Below are 16552 nucleotides of genomic sequence, written 5' to 3'. Positions count from 1 at the left end.
GGGGCAGCGCCCCCGCCACCCTCACCGCATCCAGAACCCGTTCTTGCGGATCGTGTTGCGGATCACCTGCTCGCGCCGGGGCAGAAAGCCCCGGTCGAACAGCGCCCGCACCTTGTGCCCGCGCCCCTGATAGATCATGCGCTTGAACGGATCGTATTGCTTGAGCACCTTCTTGACCTTGTTGGGCGCCGCCACCTGTTCCAGAACCTCCACCACCCGGTCGCTTTCGCGGGCATAAAGCAGTGGCAGCATCCGGTAGTGACAGCTGACATCGCCATCCAGATAGCCCGGCGTCAGGGCGTCCCGCCCGCCGTCAAAAGACCGGATCACCAGCGGCAGCGCCACCTGATCCAGCCAGGGAAACAGCGACTGGCAGGCCAGCTCGGGCGGCGGGTCGTCGCGGATCTCCCGCGCGTAATCCTCGAACCGCGTCCCGAATTCACGCGGACAGCGATAATAGAAGAAACCCGCGTTGAAATACATGTAGCGCCGCCAGTATTCGTCGGGCTGCGTCAGGTCCAGCGTGCTCTCGAATTCCAGCCCGAACCGATCATAAAGCGCGCGCCAGATGTCGGAATACCCGGGGCCGTAAAGCTCGATCTGCGGCCAGGTGCCCTCAACCCGCTGCGACGCGGTTGGCCGGCTGAAATCGAACGGCACCCCGCCCAGATCGCCGGTGATCAGCGTGTCCGTGTCAAAGAACACGAAAGGCTCGCCCTCGGGCAGCGCGCGCAACATCTCGATCTTGTTGCCTTCGGGATAGCTCTGGCCAAACAGGGTGTTCTCAAAGGGCAGGAAAGTCACGTCGAACCCCTCCAGCAGCGCGCGCACGTCCGGGTTCGAGATGCGGGGATCCTTGCTCCACAGCGGTCCGGGCTGGGGTTCCGCCACGAACAGGCGGCCCGCGAAATCCGGCGAACTGGCCCGCAGCGAAGCGGCAAACAGCACCGCCTCGTATTGCAGCCGCCCCGACTGGGCCACGATGACCACGTTGAATTGACGCGGAGTTTGCGCTTTGCCTGTCATGTATCCGATGTTCTGCCGATTTCGTTCGTGCTGACTATAGGGGCTGGGCGGGCGCCGCGAAAGGCGGCAGTTGCCGCCGGGCGATTGCGTCGATCCCGGCGGAGCAGAAAGTGACCAGCTCGTCCAGATGTTCGCACGTGTCCGACGCCCCGTCCCCCAGCGCCGATATGCGCCAGCGCGAGGTCAGAAGCGCCAGCATGGCCGAAACCGAATAGACGAACCCGGCGGAAACCGTCTGGCGCGGGCAGGTGGGATAAAGCGCGGCAATCTCCGCGACAAACCGCCCGGCGGTGGGATCAAAACAATGCGCGCACAGGTCGCGCCAGCGCGGATCGGCGGACACGACAGCCACCAGCCGCGCATAGGCGAACCATTGCGCGCCGCCGGTTTCGGCCTTGCTCAGGTAGGGCGCAAGGAAACACTCCATCACCGCTGTCAGCGTCAGCGCACCACGCGCCTTGCGCGCCGCCAGCGCATCAAGCCGTGCGGCGGAAAGCTCGTCGGCGCGGCGCGCCACCACGCGCCAGAACAGATCCTCCTTGGCGCCACCGTGATGGTTGACCAGCGCCACCTGCACGCCGGCCCGGGCGGCGATTTCGCGCAGCGAGGCGCCCTCGAATCCGTGCGCCGCGAACACCTGCTCGGCCGCATCCATGATCCGTTCCCGTGTGGCCAGCGCCCGTTTGGACGGGGCGCGTTGTCGTTGTTTTTCCGGTGGAATTCCCGATGACATAAAAACAGCTTGCCTTATATTGAACGTTTGTTCAATCTAAAACGAGGGAGCGAGGAGGCTGGTATTGGATACGCGTGACAAGTTTGCCCTGATCGGGGCGGGCCCGATGGGGCTTGCGGCGGCCAAGGTGCTGGGAGAGCAGGGCATCGCCTTTGACGGGTTCGAGCTGCATTCGGATGTCGGGGGTTTGTGGGATATCGATGCCCCGCGCTCGACCATGTATGAAAGCGCGCATCTGATCTCGTCCAGGACGATGACCGAGTTTGCCGATTTCCCCATGCGTGAGGACGTGGCCGATTATCCCTCGCATCGCGAGATGGCCCGGTATTTCCGCGATTTTGCCGATCATTTCGGCCTGCGCCGCCACTACCGGTTCAATACCGAAGTGACCAGGCTGGAACCACTGGGCGGCGATGGCGAAGGCTGGCGCGTGGGCTGGCGGGACGAGACCGGCGCGCATGAGGCGGTCTATGGCGGGGTGATGATTGCCAATGGTACCCTGTCCGAACCCAACATGCCCGCCTTTGCGGGCCGCTTCGATGGCGAGCTGATCCATGCCAGCGCCTATCGCCACCCCGGGCAATTTGCCGGCAAGCGTGTGCTGATCGTGGGGGCGGGCAATTCCGGCTGTGACATCGCGGTGGATGCGATCCATCACGGCACACGTTGTGATATGTCGATGCGGCGCGGCTATTATTTTGTGCCCAAATACGTCTTTGGCAAACCCGCCGACACGATGGGCGGCGCGATCAGGCTGCCGATGTGGCTCAAGCGGCATGTGGACGGGCTGATCCTGAGATGGTTTGTCGGCAATCCGCAGAAATACGGCTTTCCCAAGCCCGATTACCGCCTGTATGAAAGCCACCCGGTGGTCAATTCGCTGGTGTTGTATCACGCGGGTCACGGGGATCTGACAATCCGCCCCGATATCGCCCGGATGGATGGCAACACCGTGCATTTCACCGATGGCAGCAGCGCCGATTATGACATGGTGCTGGCCGCAACGGGCTATCGGCTGCATTACCCGTTTATCGATGACGCGCTGCTGAACTGGCAGGGCGATGCACCCCATCTCTACCTCAACGCCATGCATCCGACACGCGACGATCTGTTCGTGCTGGGCATGATCGAGGCCACCGGGCTGGGCTGGCAGGGGCGGCACGAACAGGCCGAGATGGTGGCCCGCTATGTCGCCGGTCTGCGCGCCAACAGCACCGCCGCACAGGCGCTGAAAGAGGAAAAGGCGAAGGGGTTCGAAAGGGCGACCGGCGGAATGGCCTATCTGAAACTGGCGCGTATGGCGTATTACGTGGACAAGGCCACCTATCGCGGGGCCGTCACGAAATGGATTGACCGCCTGTCCAGAGGAGCGCGCGCATGACCCCGGTGGATGATGTTGTCCTGAATTTCAGCGCGGGGTCGCTGACCCTGTTGAACGGCATTCTGGCTGTGGTGATGTTCTCGATCGCCATCGATCTGGCGCCCGAGGATTTCAGGCGCCTTGCGCGCGGGCCCAAACCGGTTTTGACCGGGCTTGTTTCTCAATTTGTCGTGTTGCCGGTGCTGACCTTTGCCATTGTGCTGGCGCTGCAACCCCAGCCGTCGATCGCGCTGGGCATGATCCTGGTGGCGGCCTGTCCGGGGGGCAACATATCCAATTTCATCACCCACCGCGCAGGAGGCAACGCTGCGCTGTCGGTCAGCCTGACGGCGTTTTCCACCGTCGCGGCAATCTTCCTGACACCGCTGAATATCGCCTTTTGGGGTGGTCTTTATGCCCCCACGCGCGAGATTTTGCGCGCCACGGCGATTGATCCGGTGTCAGTGGCGATCACCGTGGGGCTGATGCTGGTGCTGCCGCTGGTGCTGGGGATCACGCTGAACATGCGCCGCCCGGACATCACCGCGAAGCTGCGCAGCCCTTTGCAATGGATCTCGATGGGTATCTTCATCGCCTTTGTGGTGCTGGCGCTGGCGGCGAACTGGGCCTATTTCCTGCAATTTGCCGGGCTGGTGGCCGGGCTGGTGGTGCTACACAACGGGCTGGCGCTGGCCGGTGGCCACGTCACCGCGCGCTTGGCCGGGGTCAGCCCGTTTGACCGGCGCGCCGTGACCATCGAGACCGGCATCCAGAATTCCGGGCTGGGGCTGGTGCTGATCTTCGGGTTCTTTCAGGGTCTGGGCGGCATGGCCGTGGTCGCCGCCTTCTGGGGGATCTGGCATATCCTGTCGGGCATCGCGCTGGCCCGGGTCATGGCCCGCACCGAGGCGGCGCGATGAGCCGTATCCTGATCACCGGTGCCGCGGGCATGATCGGGCGCGCGCTGTTATCCGAGATGGAGGGCAGTCCGCATGACATCCTTGCCACCGACCTGAACGCGCCCGGGCCATTGGGTGATGGCGTGCGATTTGAACGCATGGATGTGACAGGCGACGATCCGGGCCGCGTGATCCGCGCCTTTCAGCCGGACGTGATCGTGCATCTTGCCTCGATCGTGACCCCGCCCAAAGGCTCGACCCGCGATCTGGAATACGCGGTGGATGTGACCGGCACGCAAAACGTGCTGGACGCGGCCGTCGCCGCGGGCACGGGGCGGATCGTGGTCACGTCCTCGGGGGCGGCCTATGGCTATCACGCCGACAACCCGGTGCCTTTGCGCGAACAGGATTCGATCCGGGGCAATCCCGAATTTCCCTACAGCCACCACAAGCGGCTGGTCGAGGAAATGCTGTCGGATGCGCGCCGCAACGCGCCCGGTCTGGAGCAGGTGGTGCTGCGCGTGGGCACCGTGCTGGGGGCGGGCACGCAGAACCAGATCACCGCACTGTTTCGCAAGCCGCGCCTGCTGGCCGTGAGGGGCAGTGAAAGCCCGTTCGTATTCATCTGGACGCGCGATCTGGCCCGGATCCTGCACCGCGCTGCAACCGACGGCCCACCGGGCATCTACAACGTGGCCGGAGACGGGGCGATGGGCGTCAGCGAGCTGGCCGCTGCCATGGGCAAGCCGGTTCTGCGCCTGCCCGCAGGGGCGCTTCGGGCGGCGCTGGCCGTTGCCAGGCCACTGGGGCTCAGCCGCTATGGGCCGGAACAGGTGCGCTTCCTGCAATACCGCCCGGTCCTGGCCAATGACGCGCTCAAACGCGATTTTGGCTATGTGCCGGAAAAATCCAGCCGCGAGGTTTTCGCGCTGTGGCAAAAGGCGGCCGGGCTATGAAAACCGCAGTCATTTCGGGCGGCGCCGGAGGGCTGGGGCGGGCCATGGCGGCGCGGTTGCAGGGGCAGGGCTGGCGCTGCTACCTGCTGGATATCGACATATCGGGGCTGGTGGAAAACGATCTGCAACGCCCGCTCACCTGCGATCTGACCGACGCGGCACAGCTGGAGGCCACCACGGGCAAAATCCTGTCGCAATCGCCGGCGGTGGATCTGGTGATCTACAACGCAGGTATCACCCATATCGGCCCTTTCGAGGGACTTGACGACATCACACTGCGCAAGCTGTTCGAGATCAATTTCTTTGCCGCCACCAATATGGCCCGTGCCTTTCTGCGCCCGGTGCGGGCCGCGCGCGGCACCCATCTGGCGATCTCCTCGGTGGCCGGTTTCTCGCCGCTTTTTCACCGCACGGCCTATGCCGCGTCCAAACACGCCCTGGAAGGGTTCTTTTCCTCGCTGCGCTCGGAAGAGGCGCCCCACGGCGTCACCACGGTGATTGCCGCGCCCAGCTTTGTGGCGACCAATATCGGCAATGACGCGCGTCAGGCGGATGGCACGGCGCGCCCCGGATCGGCCAGTGACGGGATCGATTACATGAGCGCCGAAACCGCCGCCGCCGTGATCCTGCGCGGCGCGGCGCGCGGCGCTGATTTTGTGCCTGTGGGGCGGGTGGCGCGCCTTGGCCACCTCATTCACCGCGCCAGCCCGCGCCTGTTCCGTCACCTAATGGAGCGCAAGATCGCCGGCCAGTGAGCGGGTCCAAAATTCCTTCAGGAATTTTGCCAGGAATTTTCGAAAATTCCCGTGCCCCAAGCCTCTTGCCGGGCGTCGGGCTGTTCCGGGCGAACCATTTATCCAAAGGGGGAAAGTGGTGGGCGACCCTGGAATCGAACCAGGCGTGCGTCTCCGCGAGGGAGTTACAGTCCCCTGCCACACCTTGCGGCCTGTCGCCCACTATCCCAAGCCTTGCGGCCTCGGTGTGGGGGGCTGATTACTGTGACGGGGCAGGGGCGTCAACAAGAAAATCTCTTGCGGCGACACGCGAAGCAGCGCATTGGTACATCCGCGCTTTTGCCGGGGGATTGCAGCATGAAAAAGCCCAAATGGGTTGTCGAAAAGGAACAGGCCAGGCGCAAGTCGGCCGCCGAAACCGTGTGGCTGTTCGGCCTGCATGCGGTGCGCGATGCGCTGGCCAATCCCGCGCGAGAAAAACTGCGCCTGATGGTCACGAAAAACGCCGCCGACAAGCTGGCGGAGGCCATTGAAACCTCGGGCATGACGCCCGAAATCGTGGAGCCGCGCAAATTTTCCGCCCCGCTGGATCCGCAATCGGTGCATCAGGGCGCCGCGCTCGAGGTCAAGCCGCTCGACTGGGGCAGCCTGACCGGGTGCGCCCTGGGCGACGGCACCCGCCCGCCACGTCTTTTGTTGCTTGACCGCGTAACCGATCCCCATAACGTCGGCGCGATCCTGCGCTCGGCCGAAGTGTTCGGCGCTCAGGCGGTGATCGGCACGCGCCACAATTCCGCCCCCGAAACCGGGGCCCTGGCCAAGACCGCCAGTGGCGCGCTGGAACGCCAGCCCTATCTGCGGTTGCGCAATCTGGCCGATACCATCGTGGAACTTCAGGCCATGGGCTATCTGGTTCTGGGCCTGGACGGCGCGGCAGACACCACCATCGATGCGGCGCTGGAAGACAAGCGCGACCGCGCTGTGGCGCTTGTGCTGGGGGCCGAGGGGCCGGGGCTGCGCCAGAAAACCAGGGACACGGTGGACCAGCTGGTAAAGATCGAATTCGCCGGCGCCTTTGGCTCTCTCAATGTGTCCAACGCCGCCGCCGTGGCGCTCTATGCGTCCCTGCCGCGCTGAACCGCGTCTTCATTTTGCCAGAAATACTCCCGCCGGAGGCTCCCATTTTCAACACGCGCGCCTACATCTGTGTAAAGCGATAACTTCCGGAGCAAGACAATTCCCAAAACCGCCAAGATGTTGACCTGTTGTTACTGCGGCTCGCGTGCGGCGCTGGTGCTGCGCGGCGCGGTGCGGCACGAACTGAGCTGTGCCTCCTGCGGCGCCCCGCTGCACGATCTCAAACAGATGCCCGTTGCCGCGCGGTCACCCGGTCCGCGCAGCGACAGACATGCCGGTGCTCAGGTCCGGCCCATGAACAAACCAAAAAAGAAGCACAAAAAGCGCAAATCACGGCGCAAGGACTGGTTCGAGGAAATCTTTGACGTGATCGAGGATATATTCGACTGACCGGCCCGCCTTGACGCGCTCTTCACAAGTTTTTTACAGGCTCTTTCATCCTGGCCAGGAGTTCCTATGTAATAGGGGCAGACGCGGCGACGGAACTGCCGTGTCCTGCTTCACTGTCCCTCGTTCCGTACCTGGCGCCCAAGGTTCACTTGGGCGCTTTTTTCTTGGCGTGACTGGCTGTAGCGTGGCGCCATGACATATGATGACAGTTTTCTGAAATCCGTTCTGCAACGCACCCGGGTGATTGCCGTGGTCGGCGTGTCGATGAATCCGGTGCGCCCCAGCTATTACGTGGCGCGCTATCTCGGGCTCAAGGGCTATCGGGTGATTCCGGTCAATCCGGGCCACGCCGGCAAGATCCTGTTTGGCGAAACCGTACGCGGCGATCTTTCCGAGATCGACGTGCCCGTTGACATGGTGGACATTTTCCGCCGCTCCGAAGCGGTGCCGCCCATTGTAAAGGCCGCGCTGGATCAGTTTCCGGATCTGAAAACGATCTGGATGCAGATCGGGGTCGAGCATGCCGAGGCCGCTGCCATGGCACAGGCACGCGGAGTAGACGTGATCATGAACCGCTGTCCCAAGATCGAATATCAGCGCCTGTTCGGCGAATTGCGCATGGGCGGCTTTGCCACCGGGGTGATTTCCTCGAAACTCTGAAACCCGGTCCCGGATCGGCGCCGGGGCGGCGCCGCGCCGCCCTATTGTCCGCGCGCCGCCTTTTCGACGATCCCGCTCACGCCCTGGCGCCGCGCCAACTCGTCCAGCACGTCCGACAGCGCAACATCGCGCGCCTGAAGCATCACCAACAGGTGAAACAGAACATCCGCCGCCTCGCGGGTCAGCTTGTCCCGGTCGCCCCTGACCGCCTCGATCACCGCCTCGATAGCTTCCTCGCCGAATTTCTCGGCGCATTTCTCCGGACCTTTCGCCAAAAGCCTGGCTGTCCAGCTCGAATCGGGGTCGGCGGTGGCACGTGCGGCAATGGTGGCGGCAAGATCGTCAAGAATGCTCATGTCAGCCTCACGGGGATGCCGGCGGCAGCCATATGTGCCTTGGCCTCCTGCACGGTGTATTCGCCAAAGTGAAAGATCGAGGCCGCCAATACGGCGCTGGCACCGCCCCGGGTGACGCCTTCGACCAGGTGATCCAGCGTGCCCACCCCGCCCGAAGCGATCACCGGCACGTCCACCGCATCCGAAATGGCCCGCGTCAGGGGCAGGTTGAACCCGGATTTGGTGCCGTCGCGGTCCATCGAGGTCAACAGGATCTCTCCCGCGCCCTTCTCTACAACCAGCTTTGCGAATTCCACCGCGTCGATGCCTGTCGGCTTGCGCCCGCCATGGGTGAAAATCTCCCATCTGCCAGGGCTGACCGTCTTGGCGTCGATCGCCACAACGATGCACTGGCTGCCAAATTGCGCCGCGGCCTGGGCCACCACATCCGGGTTGGCCACCGCCGCCGAATTGAACGACACCTTGTCCGCCCCCGCCAGCAACAGGGCGCGCACATCGGCCACGTTGCGCACCCCGCCCCCGACGGTCAGCGGCACAAAACACTGTTCGGCGCAACGCTGCACCATGTCGATCATCACGCCGCGATTGTCATGCGTGGCGTGGATATCGAGAAAACAGATCTCGTCGGCCCCGGCGGCATCATAGGCGCGCGCCGCCTCGACAGGATCGCCCGCGTCGCGCAGGCCAACAAAATTCACACCCTTGACCACGCGGCCATCGGCAACGTCCAGACATGGGATGATGCGGGTCTTGAGCATGGCGCGGTTCAGTCCCTGGGGCGCATGATCAGGGTCATGCCAGCGACAAGAATCCACATCATCGCGGCGCTCAGGACAAGTGGCCATAACTCGGCCGGCCCCCTGGCCACGAACTGGGCAAGTGCGTCTTCGGAATCGCCGCTGCCGACCTCGCGAAAGCGGGTGATCAGCAGCGCGACAAGCCACACCACCACCGGTGCGATGGTGATGAAGCCGAACAAATAGTTGAAGAAACGGGCCATGATGATCCTCTCAGTCCTCGAGTAGTGAAAGCGCCTGTGCCAGGCCAATGGCGCCATCATACAGCGCCCGCCCGGAAATTACCCCATTCAAAGGCGCGCCGCAGGATTTGAGCGCGCGCAGATCGTCCAGCGAGCTGACGCCACCCGAAGCGATTACCGGGATGGACACCGCATTGGCCAGCGCCGCCGTGGCCGCGATATTGGGGCCCTTCATGGCGCCGTCGCGGTTGATGTCGGTGTAGATGATGGCGGCCACGCCCGCGTCTTCGAAACTGCGCGCCAGGTCCGTGACCATCACATCGGTTTCCTCGGCCCAGCCCTTGGTGGCGACACGTCCGCCGCGCGCATCGATGCCCACGGCCACCTTGCCCGGAAAGGCGCGCGCCGCGTCGCGCACCAGCTGGGGGTTTTCCACGGCCACGGTGCCCAGGATCACGCGCGCCAGCCCCTTGTCGATCCAGCGCTCGATCGTGGCCATGTCGCGAATGCCGCCGCCCAGCTGCGCCGGAACGCTGGTCTGTTTCAGAATCTCCTCGACCGGCGCGGCATTGACCGGTTCACCGGCAAAGGCGCCGTTCAGGTCCACCAGATGCAGCCACGCACAGCCGGCACGCACGAATTCCAGCGCCTGCGCGGCAGGGTTGTCGTTGAATACGGTTTCCCGGGCCATGTCACCATGTACAAGACGTACGGCCTTGCCGTCCTTGAGGTCGATGGCGGGGTAAAGGATCATGAGCGCACCTGTGCAAAACATCGTTTCGCGCGGTTTGGCACGGCCCCGCCGGAAATGCAATGTGACCCCAAGTCAGGGTTGATCGGAATCGGGGGCTGGCCCAGACTCGGCCCCGGATCCAGGGAGGATGAACAATGAAGAAACTGGTATTGGCAACGGTTCTGACGATCGCGGGCGCCGGGGCGGCGCTGGCTGATCCGGTGTTCGGGACATGGAAAACGATTCCCGATGACAACGGCAATTCCGGCCTGATCGAGGTCGCCGCCTGCGGCAGCAAGATCTGCGGCACGCTGGTGAAATCCTTTGGACCGGACGGGAAAGAGATCAACTCGCCCAACACCGGAAAAAAGATCATCTGGGACATGCAGGCCGATGGCGACGGCAAGTACAGCGGCGGCAAGGTGTGGTCGCCCGACCGCGACAAGACCTACAAGTCCAGGCTGGAGCTCAAGGGCAGTTCGCTGGCGGTCAAGGGCTGTATCCTGGGTATCTGCCGGGATGGCGGTACCTGGAGCCGGGTGAACTGAGCCGGCCGTTTTTTCGCAAAACGGGCGCCCGGCATGGGGCGCCCGAACGCGTGTTGTCAGACCGCGCCGGTATATTCGCCGCGGGCGGGATAGTTTTTCTCGATCGCGAAATCCAGCGCCGCAAGCAACTCGGAAAAATGCGGCCGCACAAAGGGCATGGTCTGGACCGATCCGTAATACAGCGTCTGCTCGGGCGTGATCATGAACAGGCCCGGCTCTGAAAACAGGGCCGGCTCCTCGATGCCGATCGATGTCTTGCCGCGCGAGGTTGAGATATAAAGCCCCCAGTCGCGCGCCACGCTCAGCGGCAGGTCATAGCCAAAGCGCAGCTGCCTGGCGTCGATCTTGTCCGCCATGGCGCGGGTGCGTTCCTCGCCATCGGAACTCACCGCGATACAGCTGACACCGCGTTCGGCAAACGCCGCCACCCGCTTTTCCAGCTCGGTCAGATATGTGGCGCAGACCGGGCAGTGCAGTCCACGGTAGAAACAGATCACCGTACCGCGTTCGGTACCTTCGGAAGAGAGATCAAACGCGCCGTGATCCAGCGTGGGCAGTTTCAGGTCGGGGGTTTTCTGGCGGGGAATCAACATTTGGGAGTCCTTTCGGTGGGTTTCATGTTGCGCCCTGTATGGCAGGGTTTTATGTTCTGAAAATCCGATTAATCGTGCCGCAAACCCGGAAACCGCCTATGGATCGCCTGACAACCCTGGTCGAAAAATTCCACCTGACGGTAAAACCCGCATCCCCTGAAGGCGCCAACCTCGTGGCAGTGGCCTCGCCTCGGGGCGAGCCGGGCCAGGTGATATTCTTCACCCGGGGCCAGCCCGGCGCCTGCGTCGCACCGGTATTGATGGCGGTGCGGGTGGACTGGTCGGGCCTGAGCAATCCTCTGATGGCGGCGCTGCCGGATCGGGTGATCCTCGATCTGGCGCAACACCCGGATGCGCGCGCTCTGGTCGATCTGATACAAAGCGAACAGACCGGCGCGCGCTGCGGAGCGCAATCGGTGATCAACCGGTTGGGCGAGGCGCTGATGGTGCGCCTGTTGCGGGACCAGATCGAACGCGGCACGGCCGAAATCGGCCTGTTGGCCGGGCTGGCCGATCCCCGGCTGCACCGCGCCATCGTCTCGATGCACGACCACCCCGGCCGGCTCTGGACCACGGCCGACCTGGCCGATATCGCCGGTCTGTCGCGCTCTCGCTTTGCCGAATTATTTGCCGCCAAAGTTGGAGAAACGCCAATAGGCTACCTGCGCCGCTGGCGGCTCATCCTGGCGCGACAGGACGCGGCGCGCGGCGACCGGATCGAGGCCATTGCCCGCCGTTACGCCTACAATTCCGCAGAAAGCTTTACCCGCGCCTTCCGCCGTGAATACGGCACTGCGCCAAGTATCCTGCGCGGCCCCTGATCTTCTTTTGGCCGAAAATATCCCGGGGTGAATTGGCCGCTTGCGGCCAAGAGGGGCTGGCCCCTCCCGCCGTCAGGGCATCCAGCGCAGGAAATTGCCGATCATGCGCAGCCCCACGGCCTGGCTCTTCTCTGGGTGGAACTGCATCCCCAGCATCGTGTCGCGGCCGATGATCGCGGTCACATCCCCTCCGTAATCGACATGCGCTATCCGCTCGTCCGGGGTGTCCACATGGAACTGATAGGAATGCACGAAATAGGTGTGATCTCCGGTGACGACCCCGTCCAGAACCGGATGGGCGCGTTCGATCACCAGATCGTTCCAGCCCATATGCGGCACTTTCAGCGCCCTGTCGGCAGGCACGATCCGTTGCACGTCGCCGGCCACCCAGTTCAGCCCGGGCGTCTCCTCGTATTCATGGCCCGTCGTCGCCATCAACTGCATCCCAACGCAGATGCCCAGAAACGGGCGGCCCTTTTGTTCGACCGCCTCGACCATGGCTTCGTAGATGCCCTTGTGTCCGCGCAGCTCGGCGGCGCAGGCGGGAAAGGCGCCGTCGCCGGGCAAGACAAGCCGGTCGGCGCGCGCCACGGTTTCTGCGTCGGATGTGACAACCACCTCGCCGCTGCCCAGGTCGCGGGCCATGCGCTGGAATGCCTTTTCCGCCGAGTGCAGGTTCCCGCTCTCGTAGTCGATGATAGCCGTCAGCATGGGCCCTACAGCGCCCCTTTTGTCGAAGGCACGGCATCGGCCTTGCGCGGGTCGGTCTCCACCGCCTCGCGCAGCGCCCGGGCCACGGCCTTGAAGGTGGCCTCGGCAATGTGGTGGCTGTTGATCCCGTGGATCAGGTCCACATGCAGCGTGATACCGCCATGCGTGGCAAGGGCCTGAAAGAACTCGCGCACCAGTTCGGTGTCGAACGCGCCGATCTTCTGGGTCGGCATTTCGACCGACCACACCAGGTAGGGGCGGGCCGACAGATCCAGTGCGGCGCGCACCAGCGCGTCGTCCATGGGCAACAGGCAGGCGGCATAGCGGCGGATTCCGGTCTTGTCCCCCAGCGCCTGGCTCAATGCCTGGCCCAGAGCGATGCCGGTATCCTCGACCGTGTGGTGATCGTCGATGTGATAATCGCCCTTGGCGCGGATTGTCATGTCGATCAGCGAATGGCGCGACAGCTGATCCAGCATGTGATCGAAGAACCCGACTCCGGTCTGGTTGTCATAGATGCCGGTGCCATCGAGATTGATCTCGACATCGATCCGGGTTTCCGCGGTGGTTCGCGTGACGCTGGCCGTGCGCATGGGCCGCTCCTCTGGCTGATTGCGCCGCCCTTATAGGCGGGGCGCGGAGCGGGGCCAAGACGCGTGTTTCGGGATTGTGGTCCGGGTGGCTTTTGTGCCAGCCTTGGCGCGCAACCCAAGCGAGGCCACCATGACCACCTGTGTCTTTATCCAGATCCGCTGTAAACCGGGCTCCACATACCGCGTGGCCGAAGAGATCGCGCTGAAGGAAATCCACTCCGAGCTGCATTCCACCAGCGGCGAATATGACTTGTTGATGAAACTGTATATTCCCAATGACGCGGATGTCGGCAAATACATCAACGATCATTTGCTGGACATTCCCGAGATCGAACGATCGCTGACCACGCTGACCTTCAAGGCTTTCTGACACGCGGTCCGAAGGAGCGCGCCTTTGGCGCGCGCCTCATGTCTCGGCTGACGCCTCGGAGCGGGGCGCCGCCCCGTCGCCGGTGGCGACTCCCCGGAGTATTTCCGGAACACTGAAAATCAGACCTGCCGCCCATTGATCCAGGTGGCGGCAATGGCGCGGTCATCGCCCATCATGATGGTGGGAAAAATGGCTTCCCAGAAGGTTTCTGCTCGGGTCGTGCGTTGGGCGATATCCGGGGTCGAGGCGAGATCCAGGACCACGATATCGGCCTCCATGCCGGGCGCCAGATTGCCGATCCTGTCTTCCAGGTGAAGCGCGCGGGCCGATCCGGCGGTGGCCAGCCACAAAAGCTGGGCGGCGTGCAGGGGAGTATGGCGCAGTTGCGCAATCTCATAGGCGGCGGCCATGGTGCGCAGCATGGAAAAGCTTGACCCGCCGCCCGTGTCGCTGGCCAGCCCAATTCGCTGGCCTTCGCCGGTGAGCCCGGCCATGTCGAACAGCCCCGAGCCGATGAACATGTTCGAGGTGGGGCAGTGGATCAGCCCGGCGCCCACGTCGCGCAGGCGGGCGCGTTCGCGCGGTTCCAGGTGGATCGCATGGCCGTACAGGCCCTTTTCACCCAGCAGGCCAAACTGTTCGTATGTGTCCAGATAATCGCGCGCCTCGGGGAACAGGCCCTGCACCCAGGCGATTTCGTCGGTCTGTTCGCTGAGATGGGTCTGCATCAGGCAATCGGGATGCTCTGTCCAGAGCTGGCCCAGCGCATCCAGTTGTTGGGGTGTGGAGGTGGGCGAGAAGCGCGGTGTGATCGCATAGGACAGCCGGTCAACCCCGTGCCAGCGCGCGATCAGCGCCTTGCTGTCGTCATAGGCGGTCTGGGCGGTGTCACGCAGCCCTTCGGGGGCGTTGCGGTCCATGCAGGTCTTGCCTGCGATCACCCGCTGGCCGCGCGCCTGCGCCTGGGCGAAAAAGGCATCAACCGACGCCGGGTGGATCGTGCAGTAGCTGGCCATGGTGGTCACGCCGTGGCGCGCGGTCAGGTCCAGATAGGTGCGCGCGGTGTCGGCGGCGTGGCCGGGATCGTCAAAGCGCATCTCTTCGGGGAAGGTGTATGTATTGAGCCAGTCGATCAGCCGTTTGCCCCAGCTGGCGATGATACCGGTCTGGGGATAGTGGACATGCGCATCGACAAACCCCGCCATGATCAGCCGGTCGCCATAATCGACGATCCGGGCCCGGGGATGGGCGGCGCGCAGACCCTCTCCCGATCCGGTGGCAGCGATTCGACCGGCGCGGATCAGCACCGCGCCATTTGTGTCGTGGCGCGCCGCGTCTTGTGGCGCTATGTCGAACGGCGAGCCGTGATAGTGGAGCGTCTGCCCCAGCAGCAGGGTATCTTGCGTCATTGGCGGTCGGGCTCCTGTCTTGCGCGCGAAGGCCCAGCCTAGCCCGCCTTTTTTGGCCTGTAAATTGTCGCATCCCATTGAGTTTCTGTCCCGCTTTCTCCTATGGTCCGCGTGGCTGGCGGATGGCTGGCACAAGGAGGGCGCCGCATGACCGAGACCGATGACCAGATCGCCCCCGAGACCGAGGCCGAAGAAGCCTATACGCTGAACCCGCGCACCGTGGCGGCCGCGCTTCACGCTGTGGAAGTGGATGACCGCCAGCAGCTGATCGACCTGATGGAGCCGTTGCACGCGGCCGACATCGCCGACATCCTGGAACAGATCAACCCGGCCGAGCGCCGCCGCCTGATCCAGCTTTATGATCGCGAGTTTGACGGGGACATCCTGTCGGAACTGGATGAGGGTATCCGCGAAGAGATCATCTCGATCCTGCGCCCGGATGTTCTGGCCGAGGCGGTGCGCGATCTTGAATCCGATGACATCGTCGACCTTGTCGAAGATCTGGATGAAAGCCAGCAGGAAGCCATTCTCGACCAGTTGGAAGATGCCGACCGGGTCGCGGTGGAACAATCGCTCAGCTACCCGGAATACTCTGCCGGGCGCCTGATGCAGCGCGAGACCGTGTTCGCGCCCGAACACTGGACGGTCGGAGAAGTCATCGATTTTCTGAGAAATGACGAAGATCTGCCGGATCAGTTCTACCACGTGATCCTGGTGGATCCGAAAATGCGCCCCGTTGGCAATGTGACCCTGGGCAAGTTGATGTCGTCACGACGCAGCGTGGCGATGAAGGACATCACGGAGGAGGTGTTTCAGGTTATCCCGGTCACACAGCCCGAATCCGAAGTGGCCTATGCGTTCAACCAGTACCATCTGATTTCCGCCCCGGTGGTGGATCAGGATGACCGCCTGGTCGGGGTGATCACCATTGACGACGCGATGATCGTTCTGGATGAGGAACATGAAGAGGACATCTTGCGCCTGGCCGGGGTGAGCGACGAATCCAGCATCAGCGACCGGGTAATGGAAACCGCGCGGGGGCGGGCAACCTGGCTGTTCGTCAACCTGCTGACGGCGATTCTGGCCTCTCTGGTGATCGAACTGTTCTCGGGGGCGATCGACCAGATGGTGGCGCTTGCGGTGCTGATGCCGATCGTGGCCTCGATGGGGGGCAATGCGGGCACGCAAACCATGACGGTGGCCGTGCGCGCGATCGCCACCAAGGATTTGACGGCGCAGAACGCGCTGCGGGTGATCCGGCGCGAAATTTCCGTGGGGGCGATCAACGGGGTGCTGTTCGGTTTCATCATGGCGGTTCTGGCCGGCGCCTGGTTCGGTGTGCCGATGCTGGCCGTGGTGATCGGCGTGGCCATGGTGTTGACACAGATCGCCGCGGCTCTGGGCGGCATTGCCATTCCCATGGTTCTGGACCGGGCCGGTATCGATCCGGCGCTGGCCTCGGGGCCGTTCGTGACAACCGTGACAGACGTGGTGGGCTTCTTTGCCTTCCTGGGTCTGGCCAGCGCTGTATTACTGTAAGGACG

21 protein-coding genes and 1 tRNA gene are annotated in these 16552 nt (G+C 63.6%); 11 read left to right on the top strand and 11 right to left on the bottom strand.

Annotation, left to right across the window (positions count from 1 at the left end):
* Window positions 1–21: 21 nt before the first annotated feature.
* Both I3253_RS17860 and I3253_RS17855 read right to left on the bottom strand, forming a co-directional pair.
* The gene (locus I3253_RS17860; RefSeq protein WP_197919177.1) at window positions 22–1026 is read right to left on the bottom strand and encodes a hypothetical protein; all 1005 of its coding nucleotides are present in this window, start codon (window positions 1024–1026) and stop codon (window positions 22–24) included.
* Between the two features lie 34 nt (window positions 1027–1060).
* On the bottom strand, window positions 1061–1681 hold the full coding sequence (locus I3253_RS17855) for a TetR/AcrR family transcriptional regulator (RefSeq protein WP_232272186.1): 621 nt from the start codon (window positions 1679–1681) through the stop codon (window positions 1061–1063).
* 142 nt (window positions 1682–1823) lie between these two features.
* Between I3253_RS17855 and I3253_RS17850 the strand changes: the two genes are divergently transcribed.
* The 4 genes from I3253_RS17850 to I3253_RS17835 are packed head-to-tail and all read left to right on the top strand — an operon-like array spanning window position 1824 to window position 5729.
* The gene (locus I3253_RS17850; protein ID WP_232237179.1) at window positions 1824–3140 is read left to right on the top strand and encodes a flavin-containing monooxygenase; all 1317 of its coding nucleotides are present in this window, start codon (window positions 1824–1826) and stop codon (window positions 3138–3140) included.
* Window positions 3137–4039, top strand: a complete 903-nt coding sequence (locus tag I3253_RS17845) for a bile acid:sodium symporter family protein (protein ID WP_197919175.1) — start codon at window positions 3137–3139, stop codon at window positions 4037–4039. The genes I3253_RS17850 and I3253_RS17845 overlap by 4 nt, the downstream gene beginning before the upstream one ends.
* On the top strand, window positions 4036–4974 hold the full coding sequence (locus I3253_RS17840; protein WP_197919174.1) for an SDR family oxidoreductase: 939 nt from the start codon (window positions 4036–4038) through the stop codon (window positions 4972–4974). The genes I3253_RS17845 and I3253_RS17840 overlap by 4 nt, the downstream gene beginning before the upstream one ends.
* The gene (locus I3253_RS17835) at window positions 4971–5729 is read left to right on the top strand and encodes an SDR family NAD(P)-dependent oxidoreductase (protein ID WP_197919173.1); all 759 of its coding nucleotides are present in this window, start codon (window positions 4971–4973) and stop codon (window positions 5727–5729) included. The genes I3253_RS17840 and I3253_RS17835 overlap by 4 nt, the downstream gene beginning before the upstream one ends.
* Window positions 5730–5845: 116 nt before the next feature.
* Here I3253_RS17835 and I3253_RS17830 read toward each other — a convergent pair.
* Window positions 5846–5929, bottom strand: a tRNA-Tyr gene (locus I3253_RS17830).
* A 136-nt stretch (window positions 5930–6065) separates the two neighbouring features.
* On the opposite strand from I3253_RS17830, the gene rlmB reads away from it, so the two are divergent.
* The 3 genes from rlmB to I3253_RS17815 all read left to right on the top strand — a co-directional run bounded on the left by rlmB (window position 6066) and on the right by I3253_RS17815 (window position 7895).
* The gene (rlmB, locus tag I3253_RS17825; RefSeq protein ID WP_197919172.1) at window positions 6066–6845 is read left to right on the top strand and encodes a 23S rRNA (guanosine(2251)-2'-O)-methyltransferase RlmB; all 780 of its coding nucleotides are present in this window, start codon (window positions 6066–6068) and stop codon (window positions 6843–6845) included.
* Between the two features lie 117 nt (window positions 6846–6962).
* A complete protein-coding gene (locus I3253_RS17820; protein ID WP_197919171.1) occupies window positions 6963–7235 on the top strand; it encodes a hypothetical protein in 273 nt (90 codons plus the stop codon).
* A 192-nt stretch (window positions 7236–7427) separates the two neighbouring features.
* Window positions 7428–7895 carry a CoA-binding protein gene (locus tag I3253_RS17815; RefSeq protein ID WP_197919170.1) on the top strand — a complete coding sequence of 156 codons (468 nt, stop codon included), beginning with the start codon at window positions 7428–7430 and terminating at the stop codon, window positions 7893–7895.
* 41 nt (window positions 7896–7936) lie between these two features.
* On the opposite strand, the gene I3253_RS17810 is transcribed toward I3253_RS17815, so the two are convergent.
* From I3253_RS17810 to hisA, 4 genes are read right to left on the bottom strand one after another with little or no spacing between them, the layout of a single operon-like run.
* Window positions 7937–8251: a phosphoribosyl-ATP diphosphatase gene (locus I3253_RS17810; protein ID WP_197919169.1), complete on the bottom strand. Its 315-nt coding sequence runs from the start codon at window positions 8249–8251 to the stop codon at window positions 7937–7939.
* Complete coding sequence (hisF, locus tag I3253_RS17805; RefSeq protein ID WP_197919168.1) at window positions 8248–9009, bottom strand: imidazole glycerol phosphate synthase subunit HisF; 762 nt, start codon at window positions 9007–9009, stop codon at window positions 8248–8250. The genes I3253_RS17810 and hisF overlap by 4 nt, the downstream gene beginning before the upstream one ends.
* A gap of 8 nt (window positions 9010–9017) precedes the next feature.
* Window positions 9018–9251 (bottom strand): hypothetical protein, encoded by a 234-nt coding sequence (locus I3253_RS17800; protein WP_197919167.1) that lies wholly within the window; start codon window positions 9249–9251, stop codon window positions 9018–9020.
* A 10-nt stretch (window positions 9252–9261) separates the two neighbouring features.
* Window positions 9262–9984 (bottom strand): 1-(5-phosphoribosyl)-5-[(5-phosphoribosylamino)methylideneamino]imidazole-4-carboxamide isomerase, encoded by a 723-nt coding sequence (gene hisA / locus I3253_RS17795; RefSeq protein ID WP_197919166.1) that lies wholly within the window; start codon window positions 9982–9984, stop codon window positions 9262–9264.
* 134 nt (window positions 9985–10118) lie between these two features.
* On the opposite strand from hisA, the gene I3253_RS17790 reads away from it, so the two are divergent.
* On the top strand, window positions 10119–10511 hold the full coding sequence (locus I3253_RS17790) for a DUF2147 domain-containing protein (protein ID WP_197919165.1): 393 nt from the start codon (window positions 10119–10121) through the stop codon (window positions 10509–10511).
* 56 nt (window positions 10512–10567) lie between these two features.
* Here the strand turns inward: I3253_RS17790 and I3253_RS17785 are convergent, their stop codons facing one another.
* Window positions 10568–11104, bottom strand: a complete 537-nt coding sequence (locus I3253_RS17785) for a peroxiredoxin-like family protein (RefSeq protein ID WP_197919164.1) — start codon at window positions 11102–11104, stop codon at window positions 10568–10570.
* 98 nt (window positions 11105–11202) lie between these two features.
* Between I3253_RS17785 and I3253_RS17780 the strand changes: the two genes are divergently transcribed.
* On the top strand, window positions 11203–11925 hold the full coding sequence (locus tag I3253_RS17780; protein WP_197919163.1) for a helix-turn-helix transcriptional regulator: 723 nt from the start codon (window positions 11203–11205) through the stop codon (window positions 11923–11925).
* A 72-nt stretch (window positions 11926–11997) separates the two neighbouring features.
* On the opposite strand, the gene hisH is transcribed toward I3253_RS17780, so the two are convergent.
* Both hisH and hisB read right to left on the bottom strand, forming a co-directional pair.
* Complete coding sequence (gene hisH, locus I3253_RS17775; protein ID WP_197919162.1) at window positions 11998–12636, bottom strand: imidazole glycerol phosphate synthase subunit HisH; 639 nt, start codon at window positions 12634–12636, stop codon at window positions 11998–12000.
* 5 nt (window positions 12637–12641) lie between these two features.
* Window positions 12642–13229, bottom strand: a complete 588-nt coding sequence (gene hisB, locus I3253_RS17770; protein ID WP_197919161.1) for an imidazoleglycerol-phosphate dehydratase HisB — start codon at window positions 13227–13229, stop codon at window positions 12642–12644.
* Between the two features lie 130 nt (window positions 13230–13359).
* On the opposite strand from hisB, the gene I3253_RS17765 reads away from it, so the two are divergent.
* Window positions 13360–13599, top strand: coding sequence for an Lrp/AsnC ligand binding domain-containing protein (locus I3253_RS17765; RefSeq protein ID WP_197919160.1), 240 nt, complete (start codon window positions 13360–13362; stop codon window positions 13597–13599).
* 119 nt (window positions 13600–13718) lie between these two features.
* Here I3253_RS17765 and guaD read toward each other — a convergent pair whose 3' ends face one another.
* The gene (gene guaD / locus I3253_RS17760; RefSeq protein WP_197919159.1) at window positions 13719–15008 is read right to left on the bottom strand and encodes a guanine deaminase; all 1290 of its coding nucleotides are present in this window, start codon (window positions 15006–15008) and stop codon (window positions 13719–13721) included.
* Window positions 15009–15155: 147 nt separating this feature from the next.
* On the opposite strand from guaD, the gene mgtE reads away from it, so the two are divergent.
* Window positions 15156–16547, top strand: a complete 1392-nt coding sequence (gene mgtE, locus I3253_RS17755) for a magnesium transporter (RefSeq protein ID WP_197919158.1) — start codon at window positions 15156–15158, stop codon at window positions 16545–16547.
* Window positions 16548–16552: the final 5 nt, after the last annotated feature.

Origin of the sequence: Thiosulfatihalobacter marinus, from assembly GCF_016019955.1 — a bacterium.
Lineage (GTDB): Bacteria > Pseudomonadota > Alphaproteobacteria > Rhodobacterales > Rhodobacteraceae > Shimia > Shimia marinus_A.
Note: the sequence above shows the minus strand (reverse complement) of the source record. Positions and strands in the feature narration are given on the sequence as shown.

Bases quoted from the DNA above. Each gene is read 5' to 3' on its own strand.
- mgtE (WP_197919158.1), top strand. From the start codon at position 15,156: ATGACCGAGACCGATGACCAGATCGCCCCCGAGACCGAGGCCGAAGAA.
- hisF (WP_197919168.1), bottom strand. From the start codon at position 9,009: ATGCTCAAGACCCGCATCATCCCATGTCTGGACGTTGCCGATGGCCGC.
- I3253_RS17785 (WP_197919164.1), bottom strand. From the start codon at position 11,104: ATGTTGATTCCCCGCCAGAAAACCCCCGACCTGAAACTGCCCACGCTG.
- I3253_RS17790 (WP_197919165.1), top strand. From the start codon at position 10,119: ATGAAGAAACTGGTATTGGCAACGGTTCTGACGATCGCGGGCGCCGGG.
- hisA (WP_197919166.1), bottom strand. From the start codon at position 9,984: ATGATCCTTTACCCCGCCATCGACCTCAAGGACGGCAAGGCCGTACGT.
- guaD (WP_197919159.1), bottom strand. From the start codon at position 15,008: ATGACGCAAGATACCCTGCTGCTGGGGCAGACGCTCCACTATCACGGC.
- I3253_RS17855 (WP_232272186.1), bottom strand. From the start codon at position 1,681: ATGGATGCGGCCGAGCAGGTGTTCGCGGCGCACGGATTCGAGGGCGCC.
- I3253_RS17860 (WP_197919177.1), bottom strand. From the start codon at position 1,026: ATGACAGGCAAAGCGCAAACTCCGCGTCAATTCAACGTGGTCATCGTG.
- hisB (WP_197919161.1), bottom strand. From the start codon at position 13,229: ATGCGCACGGCCAGCGTCACGCGAACCACCGCGGAAACCCGGATCGAT.
- I3253_RS17835 (WP_197919173.1), top strand. From the start codon at position 4,971: ATGAAAACCGCAGTCATTTCGGGCGGCGCCGGAGGGCTGGGGCGGGCC.
- I3253_RS17840 (WP_197919174.1), top strand. From the start codon at position 4,036: ATGAGCCGTATCCTGATCACCGGTGCCGCGGGCATGATCGGGCGCGCG.
- I3253_RS17800 (WP_197919167.1), bottom strand. From the start codon at position 9,251: ATGGCCCGTTTCTTCAACTATTTGTTCGGCTTCATCACCATCGCACCG.
- I3253_RS17765 (WP_197919160.1), top strand. From the start codon at position 13,360: ATGACCACCTGTGTCTTTATCCAGATCCGCTGTAAACCGGGCTCCACA.
- I3253_RS17845 (WP_197919175.1), top strand. From the start codon at position 3,137: ATGACCCCGGTGGATGATGTTGTCCTGAATTTCAGCGCGGGGTCGCTG.
- I3253_RS17815 (WP_197919170.1), top strand. From the start codon at position 7,428: ATGACATATGATGACAGTTTTCTGAAATCCGTTCTGCAACGCACCCGG.
- I3253_RS17820 (WP_197919171.1), top strand. From the start codon at position 6,963: ATGTTGACCTGTTGTTACTGCGGCTCGCGTGCGGCGCTGGTGCTGCGC.
- hisH (WP_197919162.1), bottom strand. From the start codon at position 12,636: ATGCTGACGGCTATCATCGACTACGAGAGCGGGAACCTGCACTCGGCG.
- I3253_RS17780 (WP_197919163.1), top strand. From the start codon at position 11,203: ATGGATCGCCTGACAACCCTGGTCGAAAAATTCCACCTGACGGTAAAA.
- I3253_RS17810 (WP_197919169.1), bottom strand. From the start codon at position 8,251: ATGAGCATTCTTGACGATCTTGCCGCCACCATTGCCGCACGTGCCACC.
- rlmB (WP_197919172.1), top strand. From the start codon at position 6,066: ATGAAAAAGCCCAAATGGGTTGTCGAAAAGGAACAGGCCAGGCGCAAG.